This is a genomic window from Rhizobium sp. NPDC092011 (assembly GCF_044756305.1).
Taxonomy (GTDB): Bacteria; Pseudomonadota; Alphaproteobacteria; order Rhizobiales; family Rhizobiaceae; genus Rhizobium.
In genome coordinates this window covers 64,198-86,166 of the sequence record NZ_JBIVSO010000004.1, presented here as the reverse complement: position 1 = coordinate 86,166, position 21,969 = coordinate 64,198, and the positions used below count along the sequence as shown (strand labels likewise).

The 21,969-nt window shown below is 60.6% G+C and carries 24 protein-coding genes; 13 read left to right on the top strand and 11 right to left on the bottom strand.

The window, feature by feature from the left end:
• Positions 1-23 precede the first annotated feature (23 nt).
• The 5 genes from ACIQJ2_RS18740 to ACIQJ2_RS18720 all read right to left on the bottom strand — a co-directional run bounded on the left by ACIQJ2_RS18740 (position 24) and on the right by ACIQJ2_RS18720 (position 3,929).
• Positions 24-257 carry a sulfurtransferase TusA family protein gene (locus ACIQJ2_RS18740; protein WP_400674325.1) on the bottom strand — a complete coding sequence of 78 codons (234 nt, stop codon included), beginning with the start codon at positions 255-257 and terminating at the stop codon, positions 24-26.
• Entirely contained in the window at positions 250-1,545 is a 1,296-nt protein-coding gene (locus ACIQJ2_RS18735) for a L,D-transpeptidase family protein (RefSeq protein ID WP_400674328.1), read from the bottom strand. Before ACIQJ2_RS18735 ends, ACIQJ2_RS18740 begins: the two co-directional genes overlap by 8 nt.
• Before the next feature lie 228 nt (positions 1,546-1,773).
• The gene (locus ACIQJ2_RS18730; RefSeq protein WP_400674330.1) at positions 1,774-2,727 is read right to left on the bottom strand and encodes an acetyl-CoA carboxylase carboxyltransferase subunit alpha; all 954 of its coding nucleotides are present in this window, start codon (positions 2,725-2,727) and stop codon (positions 1,774-1,776) included.
• Positions 2,728-2,790: 63 nt separating this feature from the next.
• Positions 2,791-3,747 carry a site-specific tyrosine recombinase XerD gene (locus ACIQJ2_RS18725; protein ID WP_400674333.1) on the bottom strand — a complete coding sequence of 319 codons (957 nt, stop codon included), beginning with the start codon at positions 3,745-3,747 and terminating at the stop codon, positions 2,791-2,793.
• Between the two features lie 14 nt (positions 3,748-3,761).
• Positions 3,762-3,929, bottom strand: a complete 168-nt coding sequence (locus ACIQJ2_RS18720; RefSeq protein ID WP_199147298.1) for a hypothetical protein — start codon at positions 3,927-3,929, stop codon at positions 3,762-3,764.
• 158 nt (positions 3,930-4,087) lie between these two features.
• On the opposite strand from ACIQJ2_RS18720, the gene ACIQJ2_RS18715 reads away from it, so the two are divergent.
• From ACIQJ2_RS18715 to ACIQJ2_RS18705, 3 genes are read left to right on the top strand one after another with little or no spacing between them, the layout of a single operon-like run.
• Entirely contained in the window at positions 4,088-4,681 is a 594-nt protein-coding gene (locus tag ACIQJ2_RS18715; protein ID WP_199147300.1) for a shikimate kinase, read from the top strand.
• A complete protein-coding gene (gene aroB, locus ACIQJ2_RS18710; RefSeq protein WP_199147302.1) occupies positions 4,678-5,808 on the top strand; it encodes a 3-dehydroquinate synthase in 1,131 nt (376 codons plus the stop codon). Before ACIQJ2_RS18715 ends, aroB begins: the two co-directional genes overlap by 4 nt.
• The gene (locus ACIQJ2_RS18705) at positions 5,808-7,118 is read left to right on the top strand and encodes an HlyC/CorC family transporter (protein WP_400674341.1); all 1,311 of its coding nucleotides are present in this window, start codon (positions 5,808-5,810) and stop codon (positions 7,116-7,118) included. The genes aroB and ACIQJ2_RS18705 overlap by 1 nt, the downstream gene beginning before the upstream one ends.
• A gap of 15 nt (positions 7,119-7,133) precedes the next feature.
• Here the strand turns inward: ACIQJ2_RS18705 and ACIQJ2_RS18700 are convergent, their stop codons facing one another.
• Entirely contained in the window at positions 7,134-7,421 is a 288-nt protein-coding gene (locus tag ACIQJ2_RS18700; protein ID WP_400674344.1) for a BolA family protein, read from the bottom strand.
• Positions 7,422-7,527: 106 nt separating this feature from the next.
• On the opposite strand from ACIQJ2_RS18700, the gene ACIQJ2_RS18695 reads away from it, so the two are divergent.
• The 5 genes from ACIQJ2_RS18695 (at position 7,528) to ACIQJ2_RS18675 (ending at position 13,324) form a co-directional block, all read left to right on the top strand.
• Positions 7,528-8,148, top strand: coding sequence for a J domain-containing protein (locus ACIQJ2_RS18695; protein ID WP_199147308.1), 621 nt, complete (start codon positions 7,528-7,530; stop codon positions 8,146-8,148).
• Between the two features lie 308 nt (positions 8,149-8,456).
• The gene (gene cobS / locus ACIQJ2_RS18690) at positions 8,457-9,446 is read left to right on the top strand and encodes a cobaltochelatase subunit CobS (RefSeq protein WP_400674346.1); all 990 of its coding nucleotides are present in this window, start codon (positions 8,457-8,459) and stop codon (positions 9,444-9,446) included.
• A 17-nt stretch (positions 9,447-9,463) separates the two neighbouring features.
• Positions 9,464-11,365 carry a cobaltochelatase subunit CobT gene (gene cobT, locus ACIQJ2_RS18685; protein ID WP_199147312.1) on the top strand — a complete coding sequence of 634 codons (1,902 nt, stop codon included), beginning with the start codon at positions 9,464-9,466 and terminating at the stop codon, positions 11,363-11,365.
• Positions 11,366-11,469: 104 nt separating this feature from the next.
• Complete coding sequence (locus ACIQJ2_RS18680; RefSeq protein ID WP_400674349.1) at positions 11,470-12,471, top strand: esterase-like activity of phytase family protein; 1,002 nt, start codon at positions 11,470-11,472, stop codon at positions 12,469-12,471.
• Positions 12,472-12,571: 100 nt separating this feature from the next.
• A complete protein-coding gene (locus ACIQJ2_RS18675; protein WP_400674353.1) occupies positions 12,572-13,324 on the top strand; it encodes an alpha/beta fold hydrolase in 753 nt (250 codons plus the stop codon).
• Positions 13,325-13,376: 52 nt separating this feature from the next.
• Here ACIQJ2_RS18675 and ACIQJ2_RS18670 read toward each other — a convergent pair whose 3' ends face one another.
• Both ACIQJ2_RS18670 and rpmB read right to left on the bottom strand, forming a co-directional pair.
• Positions 13,377-14,012 carry a queuosine precursor transporter gene (locus ACIQJ2_RS18670; protein ID WP_199147318.1) on the bottom strand — a complete coding sequence of 212 codons (636 nt, stop codon included), beginning with the start codon at positions 14,010-14,012 and terminating at the stop codon, positions 13,377-13,379.
• Between the two features lie 114 nt (positions 14,013-14,126).
• Positions 14,127-14,426 carry a 50S ribosomal protein L28 gene (gene rpmB / locus ACIQJ2_RS18665; protein WP_004107717.1) on the bottom strand — a complete coding sequence of 100 codons (300 nt, stop codon included), beginning with the start codon at positions 14,424-14,426 and terminating at the stop codon, positions 14,127-14,129.
• A 237-nt stretch (positions 14,427-14,663) separates the two neighbouring features.
• Here rpmB and ACIQJ2_RS18660 point away from each other — a divergent pair, with 237 nt between their 5' ends.
• On the top strand, positions 14,664-15,440 hold the full coding sequence (locus ACIQJ2_RS18660) for a DUF3108 domain-containing protein (protein ID WP_400674356.1): 777 nt from the start codon (positions 14,664-14,666) through the stop codon (positions 15,438-15,440).
• Positions 15,441-15,581: 141 nt separating this feature from the next.
• A complete protein-coding gene (locus ACIQJ2_RS18655; protein WP_400674359.1) occupies positions 15,582-16,481 on the top strand; it encodes a DMT family transporter in 900 nt (299 codons plus the stop codon).
• A gap of 21 nt (positions 16,482-16,502) precedes the next feature.
• Here the strand turns inward: ACIQJ2_RS18655 and ACIQJ2_RS18650 are convergent, their stop codons facing one another.
• From ACIQJ2_RS18650 to gloB, 3 genes are all read right to left on the bottom strand, one after another.
• Positions 16,503-17,618, bottom strand: coding sequence for an esterase (locus ACIQJ2_RS18650; protein WP_400674361.1), 1,116 nt, complete (start codon positions 17,616-17,618; stop codon positions 16,503-16,505).
• A gap of 175 nt (positions 17,619-17,793) precedes the next feature.
• Complete coding sequence (locus ACIQJ2_RS18645) at positions 17,794-18,219, bottom strand: cupin domain-containing protein (protein WP_400674363.1); 426 nt, start codon at positions 18,217-18,219, stop codon at positions 17,794-17,796.
• The gene (gene gloB / locus ACIQJ2_RS18640; protein WP_199147328.1) at positions 18,219-18,989 is read right to left on the bottom strand and encodes a hydroxyacylglutathione hydrolase; all 771 of its coding nucleotides are present in this window, start codon (positions 18,987-18,989) and stop codon (positions 18,219-18,221) included. Before gloB ends, ACIQJ2_RS18645 begins: the two co-directional genes overlap by 1 nt.
• Positions 18,990-19,042: 53 nt before the next feature.
• Here gloB and ACIQJ2_RS18635 point away from each other — a divergent pair, with 53 nt between their 5' ends.
• From ACIQJ2_RS18635 to ACIQJ2_RS18625, 3 genes are all read left to right on the top strand, one after another.
• Positions 19,043-19,822 carry a class I SAM-dependent methyltransferase gene (locus ACIQJ2_RS18635; protein ID WP_199147330.1) on the top strand — a complete coding sequence of 260 codons (780 nt, stop codon included), beginning with the start codon at positions 19,043-19,045 and terminating at the stop codon, positions 19,820-19,822.
• A gap of 102 nt (positions 19,823-19,924) precedes the next feature.
• Positions 19,925-21,034, top strand: a complete 1,110-nt coding sequence (gene hisC, locus ACIQJ2_RS18630; RefSeq protein WP_400674366.1) for a histidinol-phosphate transaminase — start codon at positions 19,925-19,927, stop codon at positions 21,032-21,034.
• The gene (locus tag ACIQJ2_RS18625) at positions 21,031-21,960 is read left to right on the top strand and encodes a prephenate/arogenate dehydrogenase family protein (protein WP_400674368.1); all 930 of its coding nucleotides are present in this window, start codon (positions 21,031-21,033) and stop codon (positions 21,958-21,960) included. Before hisC ends, ACIQJ2_RS18625 begins: the two co-directional genes overlap by 4 nt.
• Positions 21,961-21,969: the final 9 nt, after the last annotated feature.

Here is a 21,969-nt window from a genome sequence, read left to right as displayed (position 1 = left end):
GCGACGCGCTTCGGCCGCTCTGATCAACCCTTGCGGATCACGAAGCGATGGCCGCTTTCGGTCTTCTCGCTTGAGAGAAGGGCGTGGCCCTTTTCATTGCAAAGATGCGGGATATCGATGATGGCGAGGGGGTCTGTCGTCTCGACAGCAAGCGTTGCGCCGCTCGGCATGCCGCGCAGGCGCTTTTCCGTCTTGATCGCCGGATATGGGCACTTCAGTCCGCGCAGATCATAGATCTCGGCGGCTGGATTACTCACTCTTGGCCCAGAACTTCCAGAACGGCGGCTTCTTTGCCGGTTCGGTCTGCGCTGTCTCGACAGCCGGGTTCTGCGCATAGGCAAGCGCGCTGACGGCGGGGCCGGCGTTCATCGGGTTCGCCATCGGGATCGGGATGTTCACCGGAGCATTGGCCGCAACCAGCGGGCCGCCGGCCTGCGGTGCCGCCGCGTCAGGCGCTGCCGTTGCCAGGCGGATGCTTGCCGTCGTCGTCGGGCTGGCGACGGTGCCGCCGCGCGCGACCTGCTGAGCCGACTGGTTGGACATCATCGATTCGAGATCGGTGACTTTCATCATCTTGCCGGCAGCAAGTGCGGTGCCTGTCGGAGCATAGGCAAGATCGTGGCCCTTGCGCTGCTTGGCGACGACGGCCTTACGCTCGGCCTCGGTCGGATCGTACCAGGCCATGTCGCTGTATTTCTTCGTCGCCGCGCCATAATCGGCCTGATACTGCTTGTCGTAGTTGGCAAGCGCCACCTGCAGGGCGGGCGGTGTCGTCATGGCAGGGCATTTACCGCCGGCATTGAATGGACCGCTGGCCTGCTGGTTGAAGACATATTTCTTCTCGCAGACTTCCACTTCCGGCGGCCGCTTGGTGACTTCGAAATTGTCGTAGCCGACCTTCAGCATCTTCCAGAATTCGATATTCGGGCTCAGGCGGTGCTTCCACATATTCTCCGCTGTCATGCGGAAGGGGAAGGCTTCGAGCTGCACTGCTTTCTGGCCGCCCTTGAAGGCGTCGCGCGCGAAGGCATAGATTTCCAGCACCTGCTGGTCGGTCATCGAATAGCAGCCCGACGACGAGCAGGCGCCGTGGATCATCAGATTGTTGCCGGTGCGGCCGTTGGCTGCGTCATACCGGTTCGGAAAGCCGGTGTTGATGGCAAGATAATACTTGGAATTTGGGTTCAGATTGGCCGGCGTCAGCATGTAGAAGCCTTCCGGCGCTTGCCGGTCGCCTTCCTTGACCTTGGGGCCGAGGCGGCCAGACCAGGCGCAGATGCTGTAGCTCGCAATGACTTCGAAACGGTTGCTCTGGTTCGCCTTTAAGATCTCCATCGTACCTTCTTCCTTGAAGATACGGATCATGATCGGCGAATTGCGATCCATGCCCTTCTTTGCCATATCGGCGACGATGTGGCTAGGCAGCGGCTGTTCGACCTTGTTCTTTACCTTCGACAGGTCGATCGACGCCGTATCGAGTGCGTCATTGCAGCCAGCGAGAGCCAGCGCCATCAGGGAAACATAAGCAAGGTGACGGATGCGCATTCTGACTTGGCCCATAAATGCGAAGAGCGACAGCTCGATCTGTTTCGCCGCTCCCCTCGAAGCATGAAACGGAATCATAGAAGGCTTATACTTGAGAAATCCTTACCAGCCTATGACGTGGCTGAGCCTCGCTGGCAAGTTTTTCTTTGCCATAACGCTTCGATAACAGGAATGTGGCCAAGATTTGGCCTCATTCCCCTTTTTGCGATCAAATTTTCAGGCTGCAGTCTAGAGATTGCGGCCGATATTCAGGAACTTCTGGCGGCGATCGCTGCGCAGTTGGTCGCCCGAACGGCTGGAAAGCTCGCTAAGTGCATTGGCAATGATGTCGCCGGTGGCGGCGATCACGCTCTGCGGATCGCGATGCGCGCCGCCGAGGGGCTCCGGAATGATGCCATCGATCACGCCGAGGCTCTTCAGATCGTCGGCAGTGATTTTCATGGCGGTTGCGGCTTCCTTGGCGCGGGTGGAATCGCGCCACAGGATCGAGGCCGCACCTTCGGGCGAAATCACGCTGTAGATGGAGTGCTCGAGCATATAGACCCGGTTGCCGACGGCGATGGCGATGGCACCGCCGGAGCCACCTTCGCCGATGACGATCGAGACGATCGGGACCCTGAGGCCAAGGCTGAGCTCGGTCGAGCGGGCAATCGCCTCCGCCTGGCCGCGTTCTTCCGCGCCAACGCCCGGATAGGCGCCTGCCGTGTCGACGAGCGTGATCACCGGAATCTGGAAACGATCTGCCATCTCCATGATGCGGATCGCCTTGCGGTAGCCTTCGGGGCGGGCGCTGCCGAAATTATGCTTCAGGCGGCTCTTGGTATCGTGACCTTTTTCCTGGCCGATAATGGCGACCGGCTGGCCACGGAAACGGGCAAAGCCCGCCTGGATGGCTGCATCCTCGGAGAACTTGCGATCACCGGCGAGCGGCGTGAACTCTGTCAGCAGCGCATTGGCGTAGTCGACGAAATGCGGCCGCTGTGGATGGCGGGCGACCTGCGTCTTCTGCCAGGCGTTAAGCTTCGAATAGATATCGGCCGTCGCCTCGCGAACGCGAACTTCGAGCCGGTTCACTTCGTCGGAAGTGTCGATGCTCTCGTCTTCGCTCGCCAGTTTCTTGAGCTCGTGAATCTTGCCTTCGAGATCCGAGATGGGTTTTTCGAAGTCGAGATAATTGTGCATGAGGTGCGTTTCCGATCCTTTTGCGCGGGACGAGAGAAGGCGGCTTTAGCCAGTATGCCGGTCCTAATCCAGTTTTTTTGCCTGTTTGGCAAGAGGGTGATGCGTTTGCACGAGCTGATGTAGGCGTTCTTCCAGCACATGTGTATAGATTTGCGTGGTCGAAATGTCCGAATGGCCAAGAAGTTCCTGCACCACGCGCAGGTCGGCACCGTTCGCCAGAAGATGACTTGCGAAGGCGTGGCGCATGACGTGCGGCGAGATCATCGAGGGCGTCAGCCCGGCGCGAATGGCGAGATCCTTCAGGTCGCGGGCGAATACCTGACGCGGCAGATAGCCTTGCTGGGAAGCTGCAGGAAAGAGCCAGGGGCTCTCGGCCACCGGCTGCTTTGCGCTTGCTGAGAGCTCCGCCTGCAGCCGCCCATAGGCCTTCAGCGCCGATATGGCCGATTGCGACAGCGGCACCAGCCGCTCCTTGTTTCCCTTGCCGCGAATGATCAGGAAGCGCCCTTCGTGGTCGAGCACCTTTGCCGGCAGCGTCACGAGTTCGCTGACGCGCATGCCGGTGGCATAAAGCAGTTCCAGCAGCACCAGCATACGCTGACGCTGCAGTTGGTCCGGACCGGCGACCGCCGCTTCGGTTTCCGCCTGGGTCAGGAGACGCGTCACTTCGTCGATGCCCATGGTTTTCGGAAGAGGGCGGCCCTTTTTCGGTGCGTCGAGGATTCCCGTGGGGTCATCGGTGCGCAGTCCTTCCGCATACAGGAACTTGTAGAACTGGCGCATTGCCGAGAGACGGCGCGCCTGAGAGGAGGGCTTGAAGCCCTGGGCCGAAAGGCCGGAGAGATAGGCGCCGAGATCGCTCGACCCGGCTTCGGTCAGGCGGACGCTGCGCTCCGACAGGAAGCCGTGAAGATCGTCGAGATCGCGCTCGTAGGATTGCAGGGTGTTGATCGCAGCTCCACGCTCGGCGCTCATCATTTCCAGGAAAGCTTCCAGATGCGCCCGGCCCAGATCTCTCACGCCCGCTCCGGCATTCATGGCTTCACCGAGCCCGTTACCGGAGGATTGATGCGCTCCGACGGAATGCGGATGGTGATCTCGCGCGGCTGCGGATTGACGAAGAGAGCAAGCGCCCACATTGCCCCATATATCGATCCGCCGATCACCGCGCAGATGACAAGGAAGCGAAACAGGGTCGGCATTCGAATACTCTCCTCGTCCCAGTCACAGGCCCGGCGACGCAATATTTATATCCATCAAGGGTTAGCTGAAGGATATTGCAGACATGTTTACACGGCGGCGTCTTGACGCTACCGGCGCATTTGACGATACCGTTTCCAAAGAAATAGTGAATGGGCCTATGAGTGAACAAGTCCTGATCCTTGCCGAGAGCCTCAGAGACAAGGCGCGCGCCGCGCTGGGTCAGCGCAATCTTGTCCTTGTGGGATTGATGGGGGCAGGCAAATCCTCGGTCGGCCGGCTGGTCGCGCAGCAGCTCAGCATTCCCTTTGTCGATACCGATGCCGAAATTGAGCGCGTCTCGCGCATGACGATCGCCGAACTCTTCGCCGCCTATGGGGAACAGGAGTTCCGGGCGCTGGAAACGCGCGTTATCAAGCGCCTTCTGCGCGGCGGCCCGCGCGTGGTTTCGACCGGTGGCGGCGCCTTCATCAACGACAGCACGCGGCAGCATGTCAAGCGCGGCAGCCTTTCCGTCTGGCTGAAGGCCGATCTCGACGTGCTCTGGGACCGGGTCAACAAGCGCGACACGCGCCCCCTGCTCAAGACCGAAAATCCAAAACAGACCCTCGAGAACCTGATGAACGTGCGCTACCCGATCTATGCGGAAGCCGATCTCACGGTTCTGTCCCGCGATGTGAGCAAGGAAGTCATGGTCAAGGAAGTCCTTGCTGCCATTGCCGAGGGACAGAAAGCAGAAAGCAAAACTCCATGAATGCGATCACACCGGCTTCCGCAGAACGTCTCGTGCGCGTGCCTCTCGGCGAGCGCGCCTATGATATTCTGATCGGCCCCGGCCTGGTCGCCAGAGCCGGGCGCGAGATCGCGACGCGGCTGAAGGGCCGCAGGGCCGCCGTCATCACCGACGAAAACGTTGCGCCCCATTATCTTGCTGCCTTGATTGCGAGCCTTGAAGCAGAAGGCATCCAGGCATCCAGCCTGGTGCTGCCGGCCGGCGAAAAGACCAAGAGCTTCGAGCATCTGATCACTGTGTGCGACGCCGTGCTGACTGCGCGTGTCGAGCGCAACGACGCCGTGATTGCGCTCGGTGGCGGCGTCATCGGCGATCTCTCGGGCTTTGCCGCCGGCATCGTGCGCCGCGGCGTTCGCTTCGTGCAGATCCCGACTTCGCTGTTATCGCAGGTGGATTCCTCCGTCGGCGGCAAGACCGGCATTAATACCCGCCACGGCAAGAACCTGGTCGGTGTCTTTCACCAGCCTGACCTCGTGCTGGCCGATATCGATGTGCTGAATACGCTGAGCGAGCGCGAGTTCCGCGCCGGTTACGCTGAAGTCGCCAAGTATGGTCTCATAGACAAGCCGGATTTCTTCGCCTGGCTCGAGACCAACTGGAAGGATATTTTCGCCGGAGGTGCCGCCCGCATGGAGGCGATTGCGGCAAGCTGCCAGGCGAAATCCGATGTCGTTGTTGCTGACGAGCACGAAAACGGCCCGCGCGCCCTGCTCAATCTCGGCCACACGTTCGGCCACGCGCTGGAAGCGGCCACAGCCTATGACAGCAGCCGGCTGGTGCATGGCGAAGGTGTCTCGATCGGCATGGTGCTCGCGCACGAATTTTCGGCACGCCTCAATCTGGCAAGCCCTGACGATGCCAAGCGCGTCGAGGCCCATCTGAAGGCCGTCGGCCTGCCGACGCGGATGAGCGATATCCCCGGAGAGCTGCCGCCGGCCGAAACGCTGATGGATGCGATCGCCCAGGACAAGAAGGTCAAGAGCGGCAAGCTCACCTTTATCCTGACCCGCGGCATCGGTCAGTCCTTCATTGCCGATGACGTGCCATCGTCCGAGGTTCTGAGCTTCCTGAAGGGAAAGCATCCCTGATGACGGTCGAAGGCACGCTGGCTGTATTGTTGGAATATTGGCCCGAGATCATTTCGATCGTCGCGCTGGTGTTGTTGTCGGCTTTCTTTTCCGGTTCGGAGACGGCGCTGACCGCCGCCTCGCGTAGCCGCATTCATACGCTCGAAGCGAACGGGGATGAGCAGGCCGGGATCGTACGTCGCCTGATCGAGCGTCGGGACCGGCTGATCGGCGCGCTACTCATCGGCAACAACCTTGCCAACATCCTGGCCTCTTCGCTTGCGACCAGCGTGTTTCTCGGCCTGTTCGGCAATTCTGGCGTGGCGCTCGCGACCATTGCCATGACCGTAATCCTCGTCATCTTCGCCGAAGTGCTGCCGAAAAGCTGGGCGATTTCCACGCCTGATCGTTTTGCGCTCAATGTGGCCGGCACGGTCCGGCTCTTCGTTGCTGTCGTCGGCCCGGTATCGAGTTTCGTCAACGCCATCGTCCGATGGATCCTCGGCCTGTTCGGCATCAACCTCTCGAAAGAGGTGTCGATGCTGTCGGCCCATGACGAACTGCGCGGTGCGGTCGATCTGCTGCACCGCGAGGGTTCGGTCGTCAAGGCCGACCGTGACCGTCTGGGTGGCGTGCTCGATCTTGGCGAACTGGAGCTTTCCGATATCATGGTGCATCGCACGGCGATGCGCGCCATCAATGCCGACGACGCGCCGGAAGTGGTCGTGCGCGCCATTCTCGACAGCCCCTATACGCGCATGCCGCTCTGGCGCGGTTCGATCGACAATATCATCGGCGTCGTGCACGCCAAGGATCTCTTGCGAGCGCTCGCGGAGCCGAATGTTGAGCCGGAAAATCTCGACATCGTCAAGATCGCCCAGAAACCGTGGTTCGTGCCTGACAGCACCAATCTCGAAGACCAGCTCAATGCATTCCTGCGCCGCAAACAGCATTTCGCCGTCGTCGTCGACGAATATGGCGAAGTCCAGGGTATCGTGACGCTTGAGGATATTCTCGAAGAGATCGTCGGCGATATTGCCGACGAGCACGATATCGATATCCAGGGTGTGCGGCAGGAAGCCGATGGCTCGATCGTCGTCGACGGCGTTGTGCCGATTCGCGATCTCAACCGCGCGCTCGACTGGAACCTGCCGGACGAGGAGGCAACGACGATTGCCGGCCTCGTCATCCACGAATCGATGACTATCCCGGAAGAGCGGCAGGCTTTCACCTTTTATGGAAAGCGCTTCATCGTCATGAAGCGGGAAAAGAATCGCATCACCAAGCTGCGCATCCGCCCCGCTGAGACGGAAGAGGTGAAGCCGCAGTAAAGTTGCCGTCTGCTGCTACCAGCGAACGGCCTCTCCGGGTGCTGCGGGCTCGACGGCTAGCGCATGCAGGCCGGCATCCAGCTCGGGCTTCAGCAACTCATTGATCGCCCTGTGGCGCGCGAGGCGCGGCATGCCCGCGAACTTGGCGGAAACGATTCGAATTCTTATATGGGTCTCGCCGGTTCCCGTCATGTCGGGCTGGTGGCCCGCATGCAGGTGGCTTTCGTTGATGACGGCGAGGCGCTCCGGTGCGAAAGCGTCGTTCAGCTTCGCTTCAATGCGGGATTGCAGTGTTGTTTCCATATTCCCGCGTCATCTCCGTTGCGAAAAAAAGCTCCCACAAAGCCTATAACATTCCCATTTGTCAATTCTTGTTGTGGGGTAATCGAGAGCCCATAATTAGGACGCCATGAGACTTGATTCAAAATATTTCGATCGCATCCGTACTCGCCGCAAGCGCGCGCAGGAGCCCGAGCAGGGCCCGCCGACGTGCCAGTGGGACGGCTGCGACAAGCACGGTACGCATCGCGCCCCGGTCGGGCGCAATGCGGAGGGGCAGTTCTTTTTGTTCTGCTTCGAGCACGTCAAGGAATACAACAAGGGCTATAACTATTTCTCCGGCCTCTCGGACGGCGAGATTGCGCGCTATCAGAAGGAAGCCATTACCGGCCATCGTCCGACATGGACGGTGGGGGTGAACAAGGCCGCCAAGAACAGTCCGCTCCAGTCCGATATCCGCTCCGGTTCCTATTCGCGCGTTCGGGATCCTTTCGGTTTCGTCAAGGAAGGCGAAGGACAGGGGCGCGGCCCGCGTTTCCCCGAGCAGCGCAAGCTGAAAACGCTCGAAGCCAAAGCATTCGACACGATGGGTCTGGGTGCCACGGCTACCGCGTCGGAAATCAAGCGCCGCTACAAGGAACTGGTGAAAATGCACCATCCCGATGCCAATGGCGGCGACCGTGGCTCCGAGGAGCGTTTCCGCGCCGTCATACAGGCCTATCAATTATTGAAACAGAACGGTTTTTGTTAATTCCCGTCCTTGCTCTCCGCCTTCAATCAGGTATGGTCCAAATCGGCTGAAGCCGCGGGCAACCGCGGCAGGGTGTGCTTTTGGCTGGCTGCACCTCGGCCAACTTTCCGGACGCGGCGTTTCTTGTCCGGGACTCTGTTCAAGGATGCTCGCAAGCGATCATTTCATCGCGCCGAGATTTTGCTTTAGTCCCGGAGAAGTATCGCCGCGTTCCGACCGAACGGATGTGGGCAACAAGCTGCGGCGTTTCGGAAAAAATGGCTGAGATTGATATGGCAGGGTGAAGAGCCACCCGCCCTGGAGACATGATGAGCAAGATTGACCTTGATATTTCCGAGATTCCCGACACCACCGTTTCGGTCCGTGAAGTCTTCGGCATCGATTCCGACATTCGCGTTCCCGCCTACAGCAAGGGCGGCGCCTACGTGCCCGACCTGGACACGGACTACCTGTTCGACCGCGAGACCACGCTCGCCATTCTCGCCGGCTTCGCCCACAACCGCCGCGTGATGATTTCGGGCTATCACGGCACCGGCAAGTCCTCCCACATCGAGCAGGTTGCCGCACGCCTCAACTGGCCTTGCGTGCGTATCAACCTCGACAGCCACGTCAGCCGTATCGATCTCGTCGGCAAGGATGCGATCGTCGTCAAGGACGGGCTGCAGGTCACCGAATTCAAGGACGGCATTCTGCCCTGGGCCTACCAGCACAATGTCGCGCTCGTCTTCGACGAATATGACGCCGGCCGTCCGGATGTGATGTTCGTCATTCAGCGCGTGCTGGAATCCTCGGGCCGCCTGACCCTGCTCGACCAGAGCCGCGTCATTCGTCCTCACCCGGCCTTCCGCCTGTTCGCGACCGCCAACACCATCGGTCTCGGCGACACGACCGGCCTCTATCACGGCACGCAGCAGATCAACCAGGCCCAGATGGACCGTTGGTCGATCGTGACGACGCTGAACTATCTGCCGCACAACAACGAAGTCGACATCGTGCTGGCTAAGGTGAAGTCCTTCCGCAACGACAAGGGTCGCGATACCGTTTCCAAGATGGTTCGTGTTGCCGATCTGACGCGCGCTGCCTTCATGAATGGCGATCTGTCGACCGTCATGAGCCCGCGTACCGTCATCACCTGGGCTGAGAATGCGGAGATCTTCGGCGATGTCGCCTTTGCGTTCCGCGTCACCTTCCTCAACAAGTGCGATGAGCTGGAGCGGCCGCTGGTCGCCGAGCACTATCAGCGCGCCTTCGGCGTCGAGCTGAAGGAAAGTGCTGCCAACATCGTGCTTGAAGCATAGGGAAGAGCCGATACATCATGTCAGGTCGCGGAGATAATTCCAGAGCGAAGCCGGGTGCTCCGGTGGACATGGAGCCGTTGCGCCGGGCGATCACAGGCTGTGTGCGCTCGATCGCCGGCGATGCCGAGGTCGAGGTAGCATTCGCCAACGAACGCCCGGGTATGACCGGCGAGCGCATTCGCTTGCCGGAGCTTTCGAAGCGGCCGACGATGCATGAACTCGCGGTGACCCGCGGGCTTGGCGATTCGATGGCGTTGCGGCTGGCCTGTCACGACGCTCGCGTCCATGCGGTCATGGCGCCGCAGGGCGCAGATGCTCGAGGGATCTTCGATGCCGTCGAGCAGGCGCGTGTTGAATCGATTGGTTCGCTACGCATGAGCGGCGTTGCCGCCAACCTCAGCTCGATGAATGCGGAGAAATACGCCAAGGCGAACTTCGCAGGCATCGAACGGCAGGAAGACGCGCCGATCGGCGAAGCCATGGCGATGATCGTGCGCGAAAAGCTGACCGGCCAGAAGCCACCGGAAAGCGCCGGCAAGGTGCTCGATCTCTGGCGGCCTTTCATCGAGGAAAAGACCGGCGGCGAACTCGACAATCTGCTTTCGTCGATCAACGACCAGCAGAGCTTCGCCCGTGTCGTCCGCAATATTCTGACCGCCATGGAGATGGCCGAGGAATATGGCGACGAGCAGTCGGAGCCCGACAGCGAAGAGCAGCCGAGCGAAGACGACAAGCCGAACGGCGAAGATCAGGACAACGACGAGGCCAACGAAGACGAAGGCTCCGACGCGGCACCTGCCGAGGACAGCGAAACCTCCGACGAGCAGATGGAGGATGGCGCAACCGAGGACGGTGGCGAGATCTCCGACGACGATATGAGTGAAGAGGGCGAGGAAGATTCGGAAACGCCGGGCGAAACCCGTCGTCCGAACACGCCTTTCGCCGATTTCAACGAGAAAGTCGACTACCACGTCTATACGGAGGAGTTCGACGAGACGACCACGGCGCAGGAACTCTGTGACACGGCCGAGCTCGAGCGCCTGCGCGCCTTCCTCGACAAGCAGCTCGCCCATCTGCAAGGCGCTGTGGGTCGGCTCGCCAACCGTCTGCAGCGTCGCCTGATGGCGCAGCAGAACCGTTCCTGGGATTTCGACCTGGAAGAGGGTTATCTCGATCCGGCGCGCCTGACTCGTCTGATCATCGACCCGATGCAGGCGCTGTCTTTCAAGATGGAGCGCGATACGCAGTTCCGCGATACGGTCGTGACGCTGCTGATCGACAACTCCGGCTCGATGCGTGGGCGTCCGATTACGGTTGCCGCTTCTTGCGCCGATATCCTTGCCCGCACGCTCGAACGCTGCGGTGTGAAGGTCGAGATCCTCGGCTTCACCACCAAGGCCTGGAAGGGTGGACAGGCACGCGAAAAGTGGCTCGCCAGCGGCAAGCCGCAGACGCCGGGTCGTCTGAACGACCTGCGCCACATCATCTACAAGTCTGCGGACGAGCCTTATCGCCGGTCGCGCAGCAATCTTGGCCTGATGATGCGCGAAGGTCTGCTCAAGGAGAATATCGACGGTGAGGCACTGATCTGGGCGCATAACCGTCTGCTCGGCCGCCGCGAACAGCGCCGTATCCTGATGATGATTTCGGATGGCGCGCCGGTCGACGATTCGACGTTGTCGGTCAATCCGGGCAACTATCTGGAACGGCACCTGCGGGCCGTCATCGATCAGATCGAGACCCGCTCACCCGTCGAGCTGCTGGCGATCGGCATCGGCCACGACGTCACCCGCTATTATCGCCGCGCCGTTACGATTGTCGACGCCGACGAACTCGCGGGCGCGATGACGGAGCAGCTCGCCTCGCTGTTCGAGGATCAGGCAAGCATGCCGCGTTCGCGCATGCGCCGTGCAAGCTGAGCCCGTTTCGGCTTCCTTTCGCATCGGCCTTCGGGCCGATGCATCTTCCCTTTGGCAACGGCGGTTGCAAGCGCGGTCCGGTCGTGGCCCGATGTCTTGGCATAATGGCCTTGCTCGCATTGCCGCTTGCCGGCTGCGATGCGGAAGATCGAGCTGATGACGGCGGCCCGGCGGACATTCGCACCACCGTGATCTCGACCTTCAAGCGCGGCTCGGGCGAAACGCAGTTCGGGGCGCTCGAGTTTATCGGCGGTCTCGAGCTTAGTTCCGACAATGCGCTGCTGGGCGCCATTTCAGCCATTCGCTTTCGTCCCGATCAGCAGCACTTCGTTTCCGTGCTGGATACCGGCCACTGGTTGACGGGCGCCATCATGCGCGATGACAAGGGGCGGCTGAAAGGCATTTCCGAGGCCCGTATCGCGCCCATGATCGACCGTGATCGCGGCACGGATGTTGGGACGGGCGGGATGGATGCCGAGGGGCTGGCCTTGCGTGGCGACCATATACTGGTGAGCTACGAGCAGCATCATCGCGTCGATACCTATCCCGATCCGGGTTTTGAAATATCGCCGCCGGACGATAGCCTGCCTATCCCCATTCCCAGAGTGGAGCTGCGTTCCAATCGCAGTCTCGAGGCGCTGATGATCGCGCCGCAATCGAGCCCGCTTGCCGGCGCCGCTGTCATCGTTACCGAGGACAGCCTGGACGAGCAGGGCAACATGTTCGCCGCTGTTCTGGAGGGCCCTCTGCAAGGCCGCTTCACAGTCCGGCGCTACTGCGACTACGACGTCAGTGACGGTGTGTTCCTGCCCGATGGCGACCTCTTGTTGCTGGAGCGCCGTTTCGGGCTCGTGCATGGCCTTGGCGTGCGCATCCGCCGTATCGCCGGCGCGGATATCAAGCCGGACGCCGTTCTCGACGGCAAGGTGATCTTCGAAGCAGGCTCGGGGTATCAGATCGACAACATGGAAGGCCTCGACGTTTTCCGCGCAGCCGATGGCTCACTTCACCTGATCATGGTGTCCGACGACAACCACTCGATCCTGCAGCGCAGCCTGATGCTGGAATTCCGTCTCCGCGATGAAGGTGCTGCCGGCCGGAATTAGCACATGGCTCCGGACTGATCGCGCGCTCCGGCACCCGGATATTGAGGGAATCGCCGGTCTGAGCTAAGCGACGTCTTGCTCCAACAATCGGATTCTCGATATGCCAGTTCCAGACGAACCTATCGTGCTTGTGCATGGGCTTTTTGGCAGCCTGAGCGATCCAGAAATCCTGGCTGCTTTCGGCAATGCCGAGATTCACGCACCCGATCTCATCGGCTATGGCCGCAATCGTGCTGCCGACACGAGCAAGCTGAACCTTCTCGATCAGGCTCGCCACATCGCGGACTTCATTTCCGGTCTCGGTAAAGGCAAAGTCCATCTGGTCGGCCATTCCGTCGGTGGCGCCGTTTCGGTGCTTGTCGCCCGGCATTTTCCCGAGCTGGTCGAGTCGCTGACAAGCATCGAGGGCAATTTCACCCTCAAGGATGCTTTCTGGTCAGGACAGATCGCCGTGAAGCCGGATGAGGAGGTCGCGGAGATCATCTGCGGCTATGAAGCCGACCCGGATGCCTGGATTGCCGGGGCGGGCGTGCAGATCAACGAATGGACGTCGGCCCTTGCCAGGCGCTGGCTTGCGAATCAGCCGCCATCAACGATCAAGGCGCAGGCCAGAGCGGTCGTAGCTGCAACAGGAGAGGCTGCCTATCTGGATGCAATCCGTGACATCCTGCGGTCCGGTATTCCGCTTTATCTCATCGCGGGTCGTCGTTCCGCTGAAGGGTGGGACGTTCCGGACTGGGCCAACAGTCTTTGTACGGCGCGGCTCAACATCAGAGATACCGGCCATCTGATGATGGCCGAAAACCCGGCCGCATTCGCAGCCGCCGTGCTGACCTGCCTGTCTTTACGCTAGAGGGCAGCGATCGATGCGCACCGATGACGGTGCGCATCGAACAATGGCTTCATCATGCCGTCGGCGCCTGCGACATCGGCTTCAGCATGTTCATCAGCGCGCCGTAGGGCAGGAGCATGACGAGGCCTACGGTGACCTTGACCGAGAAGTCGCCGATCGCCCAGGAAATCCAGCGCGGTGCCGAGGTGGAGAAGACGCCGAGGATCGGAGCCCAATCGATCGCGAAGGGATCGTTCGGTCCGAAAAAGACGAAGAATGGTGCGAAGGCGAAGGAGAAGAAGATCAGCGTGTCCAGCATCGAGCCGATCAGCGAGCCGAACAGCGGTGCGCGCCACCAGGCCATACGGCGCAGGCGGTTGAAGACCGAGATGTCCAGGAGCTGGCCGGCGAGGTAGGCCGAGCCGGAGGCGATGGCGATGCGCGGCTGTGCGGTATAGAACGACAGCGCGACACCGACGACGAAGCCGGCAAAAACCACCTTGCGCGCAGCCTTAGGGCCGAACTGACGGTTGGTGAGATCGGTGATGAGGAAGGCGACCGGATAGGTGAAGGCGCCCCAGGTGAGGATATCCGCAAGATTGATGCCGGCGAGCGTGGCCTGCAGCGGATACTGCACGAGGATGTTGGAGGCGACGACGACCAGCGTCATCAGCATAACGTAGATAAGGGTATGGCGTGCTGTCAGCATTTTTTTATCCTGGGTGATGCCACCAGTTGGAGTGAATCGGACATGGAAAAAGGCTTGAGCGGATCTTATCCGTACAAGCCTTTTAGCCCGTATGATATCGTGAAGTGCTAGTGCTTAGGCAGCAACAGCAGCTTCAGCGGACTTCTTTACGATCTGACGACGCAGCAGGCGAGCGCGCATGCTGAGTTCGTTTTCGCTTGCCTTGATAAGGAAAGCGTCGAGACCGCCGCGATGTTCAACCGAGCGAAGCGCTGCAGCGGAAACGCGCAGACGATAGCGCTGGCCGAGAACGTCGGAGATCAGCGTGACCTGGCAGAGGTTCGGCAGGAACCGACGCTTGGTCTTGTTGTTGGCGTGGCTAACGTTGTTGCCCACGAGGACGGCCTTGCCGGTCAATTCGCACATGCGGGACATGGTACACCTACTTTTGTTTTTCGCGGCCATCAGGTAGACATCCCGGGCAACACCCGGCACGCAATCCAACGGGCCATAATTGGAAAGTTGCGGTTCTATAGTCAGAGAGGCTGGCCGCGTCAAGCCAAACCTTGTGTTTTCCCGCAATTCCGTCAAAAAGCTGCTGTTGTCTGGCGCTCGCAGCAGGCAGACATAGTGTCTATATATCTTGCCTGATCCTCGTTGAAGGCCCTGATCATGTTTCAAACTCGGAAGTGGTTTCTTATTTCAGCTATCGTTGCGTCGATGCCGTCGATGGCATTGGCCGACGTGCTGCGGCATGAAACGCGCTACCGCGTTTCACTGGCCGGCCTGCCGATCGCCAGGGCGGATTTCAAGACCGAGGTCACCGGAAAGCAATTCACCATCCGTGGCGATATTACCTCCGCAGGTCTGGCAGACCTCGTAACGTCGATTGACGCCAGGACCGATGTGACAGGTGTCGTCAACGACAACAAGCTGCAGGCGACGCACTACACGCTGTTCTACAAGAGCGGCAAGAAAGAGCGTACCTATGATGTTGCCTACACCAACGGCAGCGTGACCTCGAACACGATCACGCCGGAGCCAAAGCGGCCGGACAACTGGGTTCCCATCACCGAAGCGGATCTGAAGTCCGTGCTCGACCCGATTTCCGGAATGATCTTTCCGATCACGCCAAGCCTCAATCTCTGCAACCAGACATTGGCCGTATTCGACGGTGAGATGCGGATGGATCTGAAGTTGTCGCCGAAGGGGTCTCATCCGTTTTCGACCGAGGGCTTCAAGGGCAAGACGGTTGCCTGCGGCGTGCGCTTCACGCCGAAGAGCGGCTACAAGAGTTCGCGCAAGGACTACCTCTATCTTGCCAAGAGCGACAATATGGAGATCTGGTTTGCCAAGGCCGAAGCCATGAATGTATATGCTCCGGTCTACGTCCGCATACCGACTCAGTATGGGACGGTGACGATTACGGCCGTGAAATACGGAAGCTAGGCCGCCAGACGCTTCGCAGAAGCGCTTGACGCCCCTGGCGTTTAATTTCTACGCAATTCCGCACGGAAAACGGCTGCGCATTTTTCCCGGGATTGACCTAGCGGGCAGGAGGATGCCCGCAGCAACGAGCTGGGGGCAGGGGTGAGGTTTCGTGCGACATTGACGGGCTTTTCGGCCATTCTCATGTGGTCGTTTCTGGCGCTTCTGACGGTGGCGTCCGGCAAGATGCAGCCGTTTCAGCTGCTCGCCATCTGCTTTGCCATAGGCAGCATCCCCGGTATCGTCGTGCTGATGCTGAAGCCCGAGCGGCTGCAGCTGCTACGTCAGCCGGCAAAAGTCTGGGTAACGGGCATTGTCGGCCTTTTCGGCTATCACTTCCTGTATTTCACGGCATTGCGCCATGCGCCGGCGGTGGAAGCTGGGCTCATCGCCTATCTCTGGCCGCTGCTGATCGTCGTCGGATCTGCCTTGCTGCCCGGCGAGCGGCTGCGCTGGTATCATATCGTCGGCGCGCTGATGGGGCTGGCGGGTACGGTCCTGATCGTCGGTCGCAACGGTTTCCATTTCGAAGGCGCCTATGCAGTTGGCTACGGGGCAGCTTTCCTGTGCGCCTTTACCTGGTCCGCCTACTCGCTGATCACGCGCCGCTTCGAGGCCGTTTCCACCGATGTCGTCACCATCTTCTGCCTCGTCACGGCAATCCTCTCCTTCGTCTGCCATCTCGGCCTTGAGGATACGATCTGGCCGGAGAGCGCAGCACAATGGGTGGCGGTGCTCGGGCTTGGCCTCTTTCCCGTCGGAGCGGCTTTCTATGCCTGGGACTATGGCGTGAAGAACGGCGATATCCAGATCCTTGGCGCGGCGAGCTATGCCGCACCGTTGCTGTCGACCTTGATCCTGACGCTGTTCGGTTTTGCCGAGCCGAGCTGGGGCATTGCATTCGCCTGCCTGCTCGTGACCGGCGGCGCGGTTCTTGCCGCGCACCGCATGATCCTGCGCCGTGGCAACGCGGAACAGGCGCAGGCGGAAGCGGCGGAATAGTTCCGCCGCAATCGCTGCCCGCTATTTCTTGAAGACCTTTTCCAGGAAGGCCGCAAGCGACGGCCGCCAGACATCCATCTCATGCCGGAGGTCTGGATATTCGTGATATTCGTGCTTGATCTTCTTCTCTTCGAGCGTCGCCTTCAGGCCGGTCACATCCTTACCGACGACGTCGTCCTTGCTGCCGACCGTGACCGTGAAATTGCGCAACGCCTTGTTGATCTTTTCCGGCTCGTTCAGCGCGGCATCGACAGCCTTGTTCGGGGAGCTGGTGGTGCTGACGCCGCTGAAGCTCGCCACCCAGCCGAAGGTGCCGAGATGCGAGAGGCCTGACACGAGCGCCTGATAGCCACCCTGGGAAAGACCGGCGACCGCGCGACCGTCCGCATCGTTGCGCACCCGGTAATGCTGTTTCATGTAGGGAATGAGGTCGTCGACGAGTTCGCGATCGGCGGCCTCGGCATTGGCGGGAAAGAACACCTTGCGAAGATCCGAGGCCGGCATGTTTTCGGCGATTGCGTCGGGTATGTCGGTTTCAGTATCGGGGATCACGACGATCATCTGCTCGATCTTTTTCTCGGCGAGGAGATTGTCGAGGATCTGCGGCGCGCGTCCCTGCGCGACCCAGGAGCCGACGGTGTCGCCAAAGCCATGATAGAGATAGAGCACAGGCAGAGGCTTGGAGGCGTCGCTATAGCCGGGTGGCGTATAGACATACATCTGCCGTTCCGAATTCAGCGCCTTCGAATGCAGGGTCACCAGACGCAGGTCGCCATGCGGCACCTTCCGGATGTCGAGAATGCTGCCGGGTACGAGGATGAGGCTGGTGTTGACATGCCGCTGCGGCTTCGGCGCGTTCGTGCCGGTGTCGATGCTGCGGAAGCCGTCGATGTTGAAATAATATTCGTAGAGATCGGGATTCAGGACTTCGGTCTTCGTGCTCCAGGTGCCGTCGTCGCTTTTTTGCATGGCGATAGGATCGCGCGCGCCGAGGCCGACGGTGACGGCCTTTGCGGATGGAGCGAAAAGACGGAACGTGATCGAGCCGTCCGTCTCAACCGAAGTTACGAAGTTTTTCAGGGGTTTTTCGCCCGGCGGTGACGCCGGCGCATCAAGGGCCAGTGCAGGTGCGCTCATGACGCAACCTGCAGCGACGAGCAAAGATAACAATGATCGCACGAAAAAACCTCCTCCGGATGAACCACTCTTCTCTCTCCCCGAGTAAAGCTGCGACAGCGCGAAATTTTTTCAAGGCTGTCGTGCCGAGCCGTCCGGCCGCATGCCGCGTGATGTCAACGAAAGGTAAAGAGGCTCAGCTTGAGGCTGGTTTCCAGTCCGGCGGAGCCATTTCGAAGCTTGAGAATTCGAAGCCGGGAGAGACCGTGCAGCCGACAAGCGTGAATTCTCCGAGGCTTTCGGCCGATTGCCACCAGCCGGTGGGAATGATGGCCTGCGGTCGTTCGCCCTTTACCAGGTCGAGGCCGAGCACCAATGTCTCGCTCGTCGTACCATCGGCCGATCGATGCAGCGCGAGCGGCGCGCCGGCATAAAAGTGCCAGATCTCGGCGGCATCGCGCACCCGATGCCAGTGCGAACGCTCGCCCGCTTCGAGCAGATAGTAGATCGCGGTCGAATGGCCGCGTGCGCCGCCATTTTCGTCGCGGAAGGTCTCAACGTACCAGCCGCCTTCCGGATGCCGCTGCATGGAAAGGGTTTCGATAATCTCTTTCACCCGCATCAGAAATTGTCCTTGCGCTTGCGGATTTCGGCGAAGACCTCTTCGTTGCTGCGGCTTTCCATCAGCAGATGGCGGCGGATCGAAGGATCGGCGGCGCGCAGGAAGGGGTTGGTTTCCTTCTCCAGCGCCAGCGTCGTCGGAATGGTGAACTTGCCCTCGGCCCTCAATGCCTCGATATCGGCAGCGCGGGCCTTCAGCCGCTCGTTGTCCGGATCGATTGTCAGCGCGAAGCGGGCATTGGAGAGCGTGTATTCATGGCCGAAATAGATGGCTGTCTCGTCCGGCAGCACGGCCAGCTTCTGCAGCGAGGCCCACATATCGGCCGGTATGCGCTCGAAAAGGCGGCCGCAACCAAGCGCAAACAGCGTGTCGGCAGCAAAAAGCAGCTTGTCGTCGGCGAAGTGGTAGCAGACGTGACCGGCGGTGTGCCCAGGCGTTTCGATGACATTGACCGTATGGCCGGCGAACTCGAACGTATCGCCGTCGCCGACGGCGCGGTCGAGGCCGGGAATGGCAACGGCTTCGTTGATCGGGCCGATGATCTCGCAGCCGAACTGCTCCTTCAATGCCAGATTGCCTTCGACGTGGTCGGTGTGGTGATGGGTCGTCAGGATATGGCTGAGCGTCCAGCCGCGACGCGTGGCCGCCTTCAGGATCGCATTTGCATCCGGAGCGTCGATCGATGCCGTCGATCCGGTTTCCGGATCATGGACCAAGACGCCGTAATTGTCGGAACGGCAGATAAATATCTCTAATTCCAATGGTTTCATGACTGAAATCGTCCTCGTCTTTTTCGTTGATGGAGAATGTAAGTCGTTCGGTCTTGAAGTCCAACGCTTGGCTGATAACATTTGTTTCGATGCACGCCGATATTGTCGATCTCCGCCAGTTTTATCATTCCGAGCTCGGTCGCTTGGCCGAGCAGTCGATCGCCATGGCGCTTTCCTCCATCTGGGCGCGCATGCCGGACGAGCGTCTCGTCGGCCTCGGCTATGCCGTTCCCTATCTCGATCGCTTCCGCGCCGATACCGAGCGCACCTTCGCCTTCATGCCGGCAGGGCAGGGCGCCGTGAACTGGCCGCTGGGATCGGCATCGTCCACGGCGCTGATTTTCGACGAAGAGCTGCCGCTGCCCGACAGCTCGATCGACCGCGTGCTGATGGTGCATTCGCTGGAGTTTGCCGAAAGCCCGCGCGAGACGCTGAAGGAGCTCTGGCGCGTGCTGGCGCCCGGTGGGCGGCTTGTCATCGCCGTGCCGAACCGTCGCGGTGTCTGGGCGCGCATGGAGCACACGCCCTTCGGTTCCGGCCGGCCCTATTCCCGCGGGCAGCTGACCTCGCTGCTCAGGGAAACCAATTTCACGCCCGGTGCGACGGCGGAAGCGCTGTTCTTCCCGCCCTCGAAACTGCGCACTGTTCTTAGCCTGCGCCGGGCCTTCGAAAGGGTCGGTCGCACGCTTTGGCCGGCTTTCTCCGGGGTCATTATCGTCGAGGCGCAGAAGCGGCTGTATCAGGGTCTGCCGGTCGCCGTGCGGGCATCGCGCCGCGTCTTCGTGCCCGTCCTCGCGCCGCGCGGTATTCCGACGACGCGCGACGGCGCCTGATACGATCGATGCGGCGCTGACCCTCGACAAAACCGCGTTTCCGCTTTAATGCGACGGGGTGTTTCAAGACGGAATTTTCCGCCCCTTTACAAGGTCGATCCCATGAGCATGGAAATGAGCAAGCCCGTCCCGCGTTCCGGTATTCTCGATATCGCTGCCTATGTACCGGGCAAGGAGCATGCGCCGGGCGTCGAGCGCGTCTTCAAGCTCTCTTCCAACGAGACGCCGCTTGGCGCCAGCCCCAAGGCCATCGAAGCCTTCCGTGCGGCTGCCGGCCAGCTGGAGCGTTATCCGGACGGTCAGGCCAAGGAGCTGCGTCAGGCGATTGCCGACGTGCATGGGTTGAACACCGCCAACATCATCTGCGGCAACGGCTCCGACGAGCTGCTTGGCCTGCTCTGCCATACCTATCTCGGCACGGGCGACGAAGGCATCATCACCGAGCATGGATTCCTGGTCTACAAGATCCAGATCATGGCCGCTGGTGCGACGCCGGTCACGGTGAAGGAGAAGGATTGCACCGTCGATGTCGACGCGATCCTGGCCGCCGTTACCAATAAGACCAAGATGGTCTTCATTGCCAATCCGGGCAACCCGACCGGCACCTATGTCCCCGTCAGCGAAATCCGCCGGCTGCAGGCAGGCCTGCCGAAGCATGTCATCCTCGTGCTCGACGCCGCCTATGCGGAATATGTTCGCCGCAACGACTACGAAGCAGGCCTCGAGCTGGTGTCGGCCAACCAGAACGTCGTGATGACCCGCACCTTCTCGAAGGTCTATGGGCTGGCGGCGCTGCGCGTCGGCTGGATGTATGCGCCGGTCGACATTATCGACGCCGTCAACCGCGTGCGCGGCCCGTTCAACATGAACAGCGCCGCGATTGCTGCCGGGGCCGCTGCCGTTCGCGATCAGGCCTTCACGGCCGAGACCGTTGCCTTCAATTTGCAGTGGATCGAGAAGATGACGGCTGCGCTTGAGGCCATCGGGATCAAGGTAACGCCGTCGGTTACGAATTTCGTTCTCATTCATTTCCCCGATGTCGATGGCAAGCGCGCCGTCGAGGCCGACGATTTCCTCACCAGCCGCGGCTACATCGTGCGCGCCGTGCGCGCCTATGGCTTCCCCAATTCGCTGCGCATGAGCATCGGCACCGAAGAGGCCAATCTCGGCTTCATCGACACGCTGACGGAGTTTATGGGACGCAAGGCATGAGCGACATCAAGTTCGATCGCATTGCGCTGATCGGCATCGGCCTGATCGGTTCTTCCATCGCTCATGACATCAAGCGGCTCGGTCTCGCCAAGGAAGTAGTGATCTCGACGCGCAGCACCGAAACGCTGAAGCGCGCCGAGGAGCTGAAACTGGGCGATCGTTATACGCCGTCCTCGGCCGAAGCGGTCAAGGGTGCCGACCTTGTCATCGTCTCGGTGCCTGTGGGAGCCTCGGAGAGCGTCGCCAAGGAAATCGCCGCTCATCTGCAGCCGGGCGCCATCGTGACTGATGTCGGTTCGACCAAGGCATCGGTCATTGCACAGATGCAGCCGCACATGCCGTCCAACGTGCACTTCATTCCGGGCCACCCGCTGGCCGGCACGGAGAAATCAGGTCCTGATGCCGGTTTTCCCGGATTGTTCAAGGGGCGCTGGTGCATCTTCACGCCTGTTCCTGGCACCGACGAAGCCGCGATCAAGACGCTGCGCGATTTCTGGGAAACCCTCGGTTCCCGCGTCGACGAGATGGACCCGGAACATCATGACAAGGTGCTGGCGATCGTCTCGCATCTGCCGCATCTCATCGCCTACAACATCGTCGGCACCGCCGACGACCTGGAGACGGTGACCGAGTCGGAAGTTATCAAATACTCTGCCTCCGGCTTCCGCGATTTCACCCGCCTTGCCGCATCCGATCCGACCATGTGGCGCGACGTCTGCTTGCACAATCGCGATGCGATCCTCGAAATGCTGTCGCGCTTTTCGGAAGATCTTGCCTCGCTGCAACGAGCGATCCGCTGGGGCGAGGGCGACAAGATCTTTGAACTCTTCACCCGTACCCGTGCCATCCGCCGTTCGATCGTCGAGGCCGGCCAGGACGTCGACGCGCCGGATTTCGGCCGCCATGCCCTGGATACGAAGGAATAAGCAGCCTTA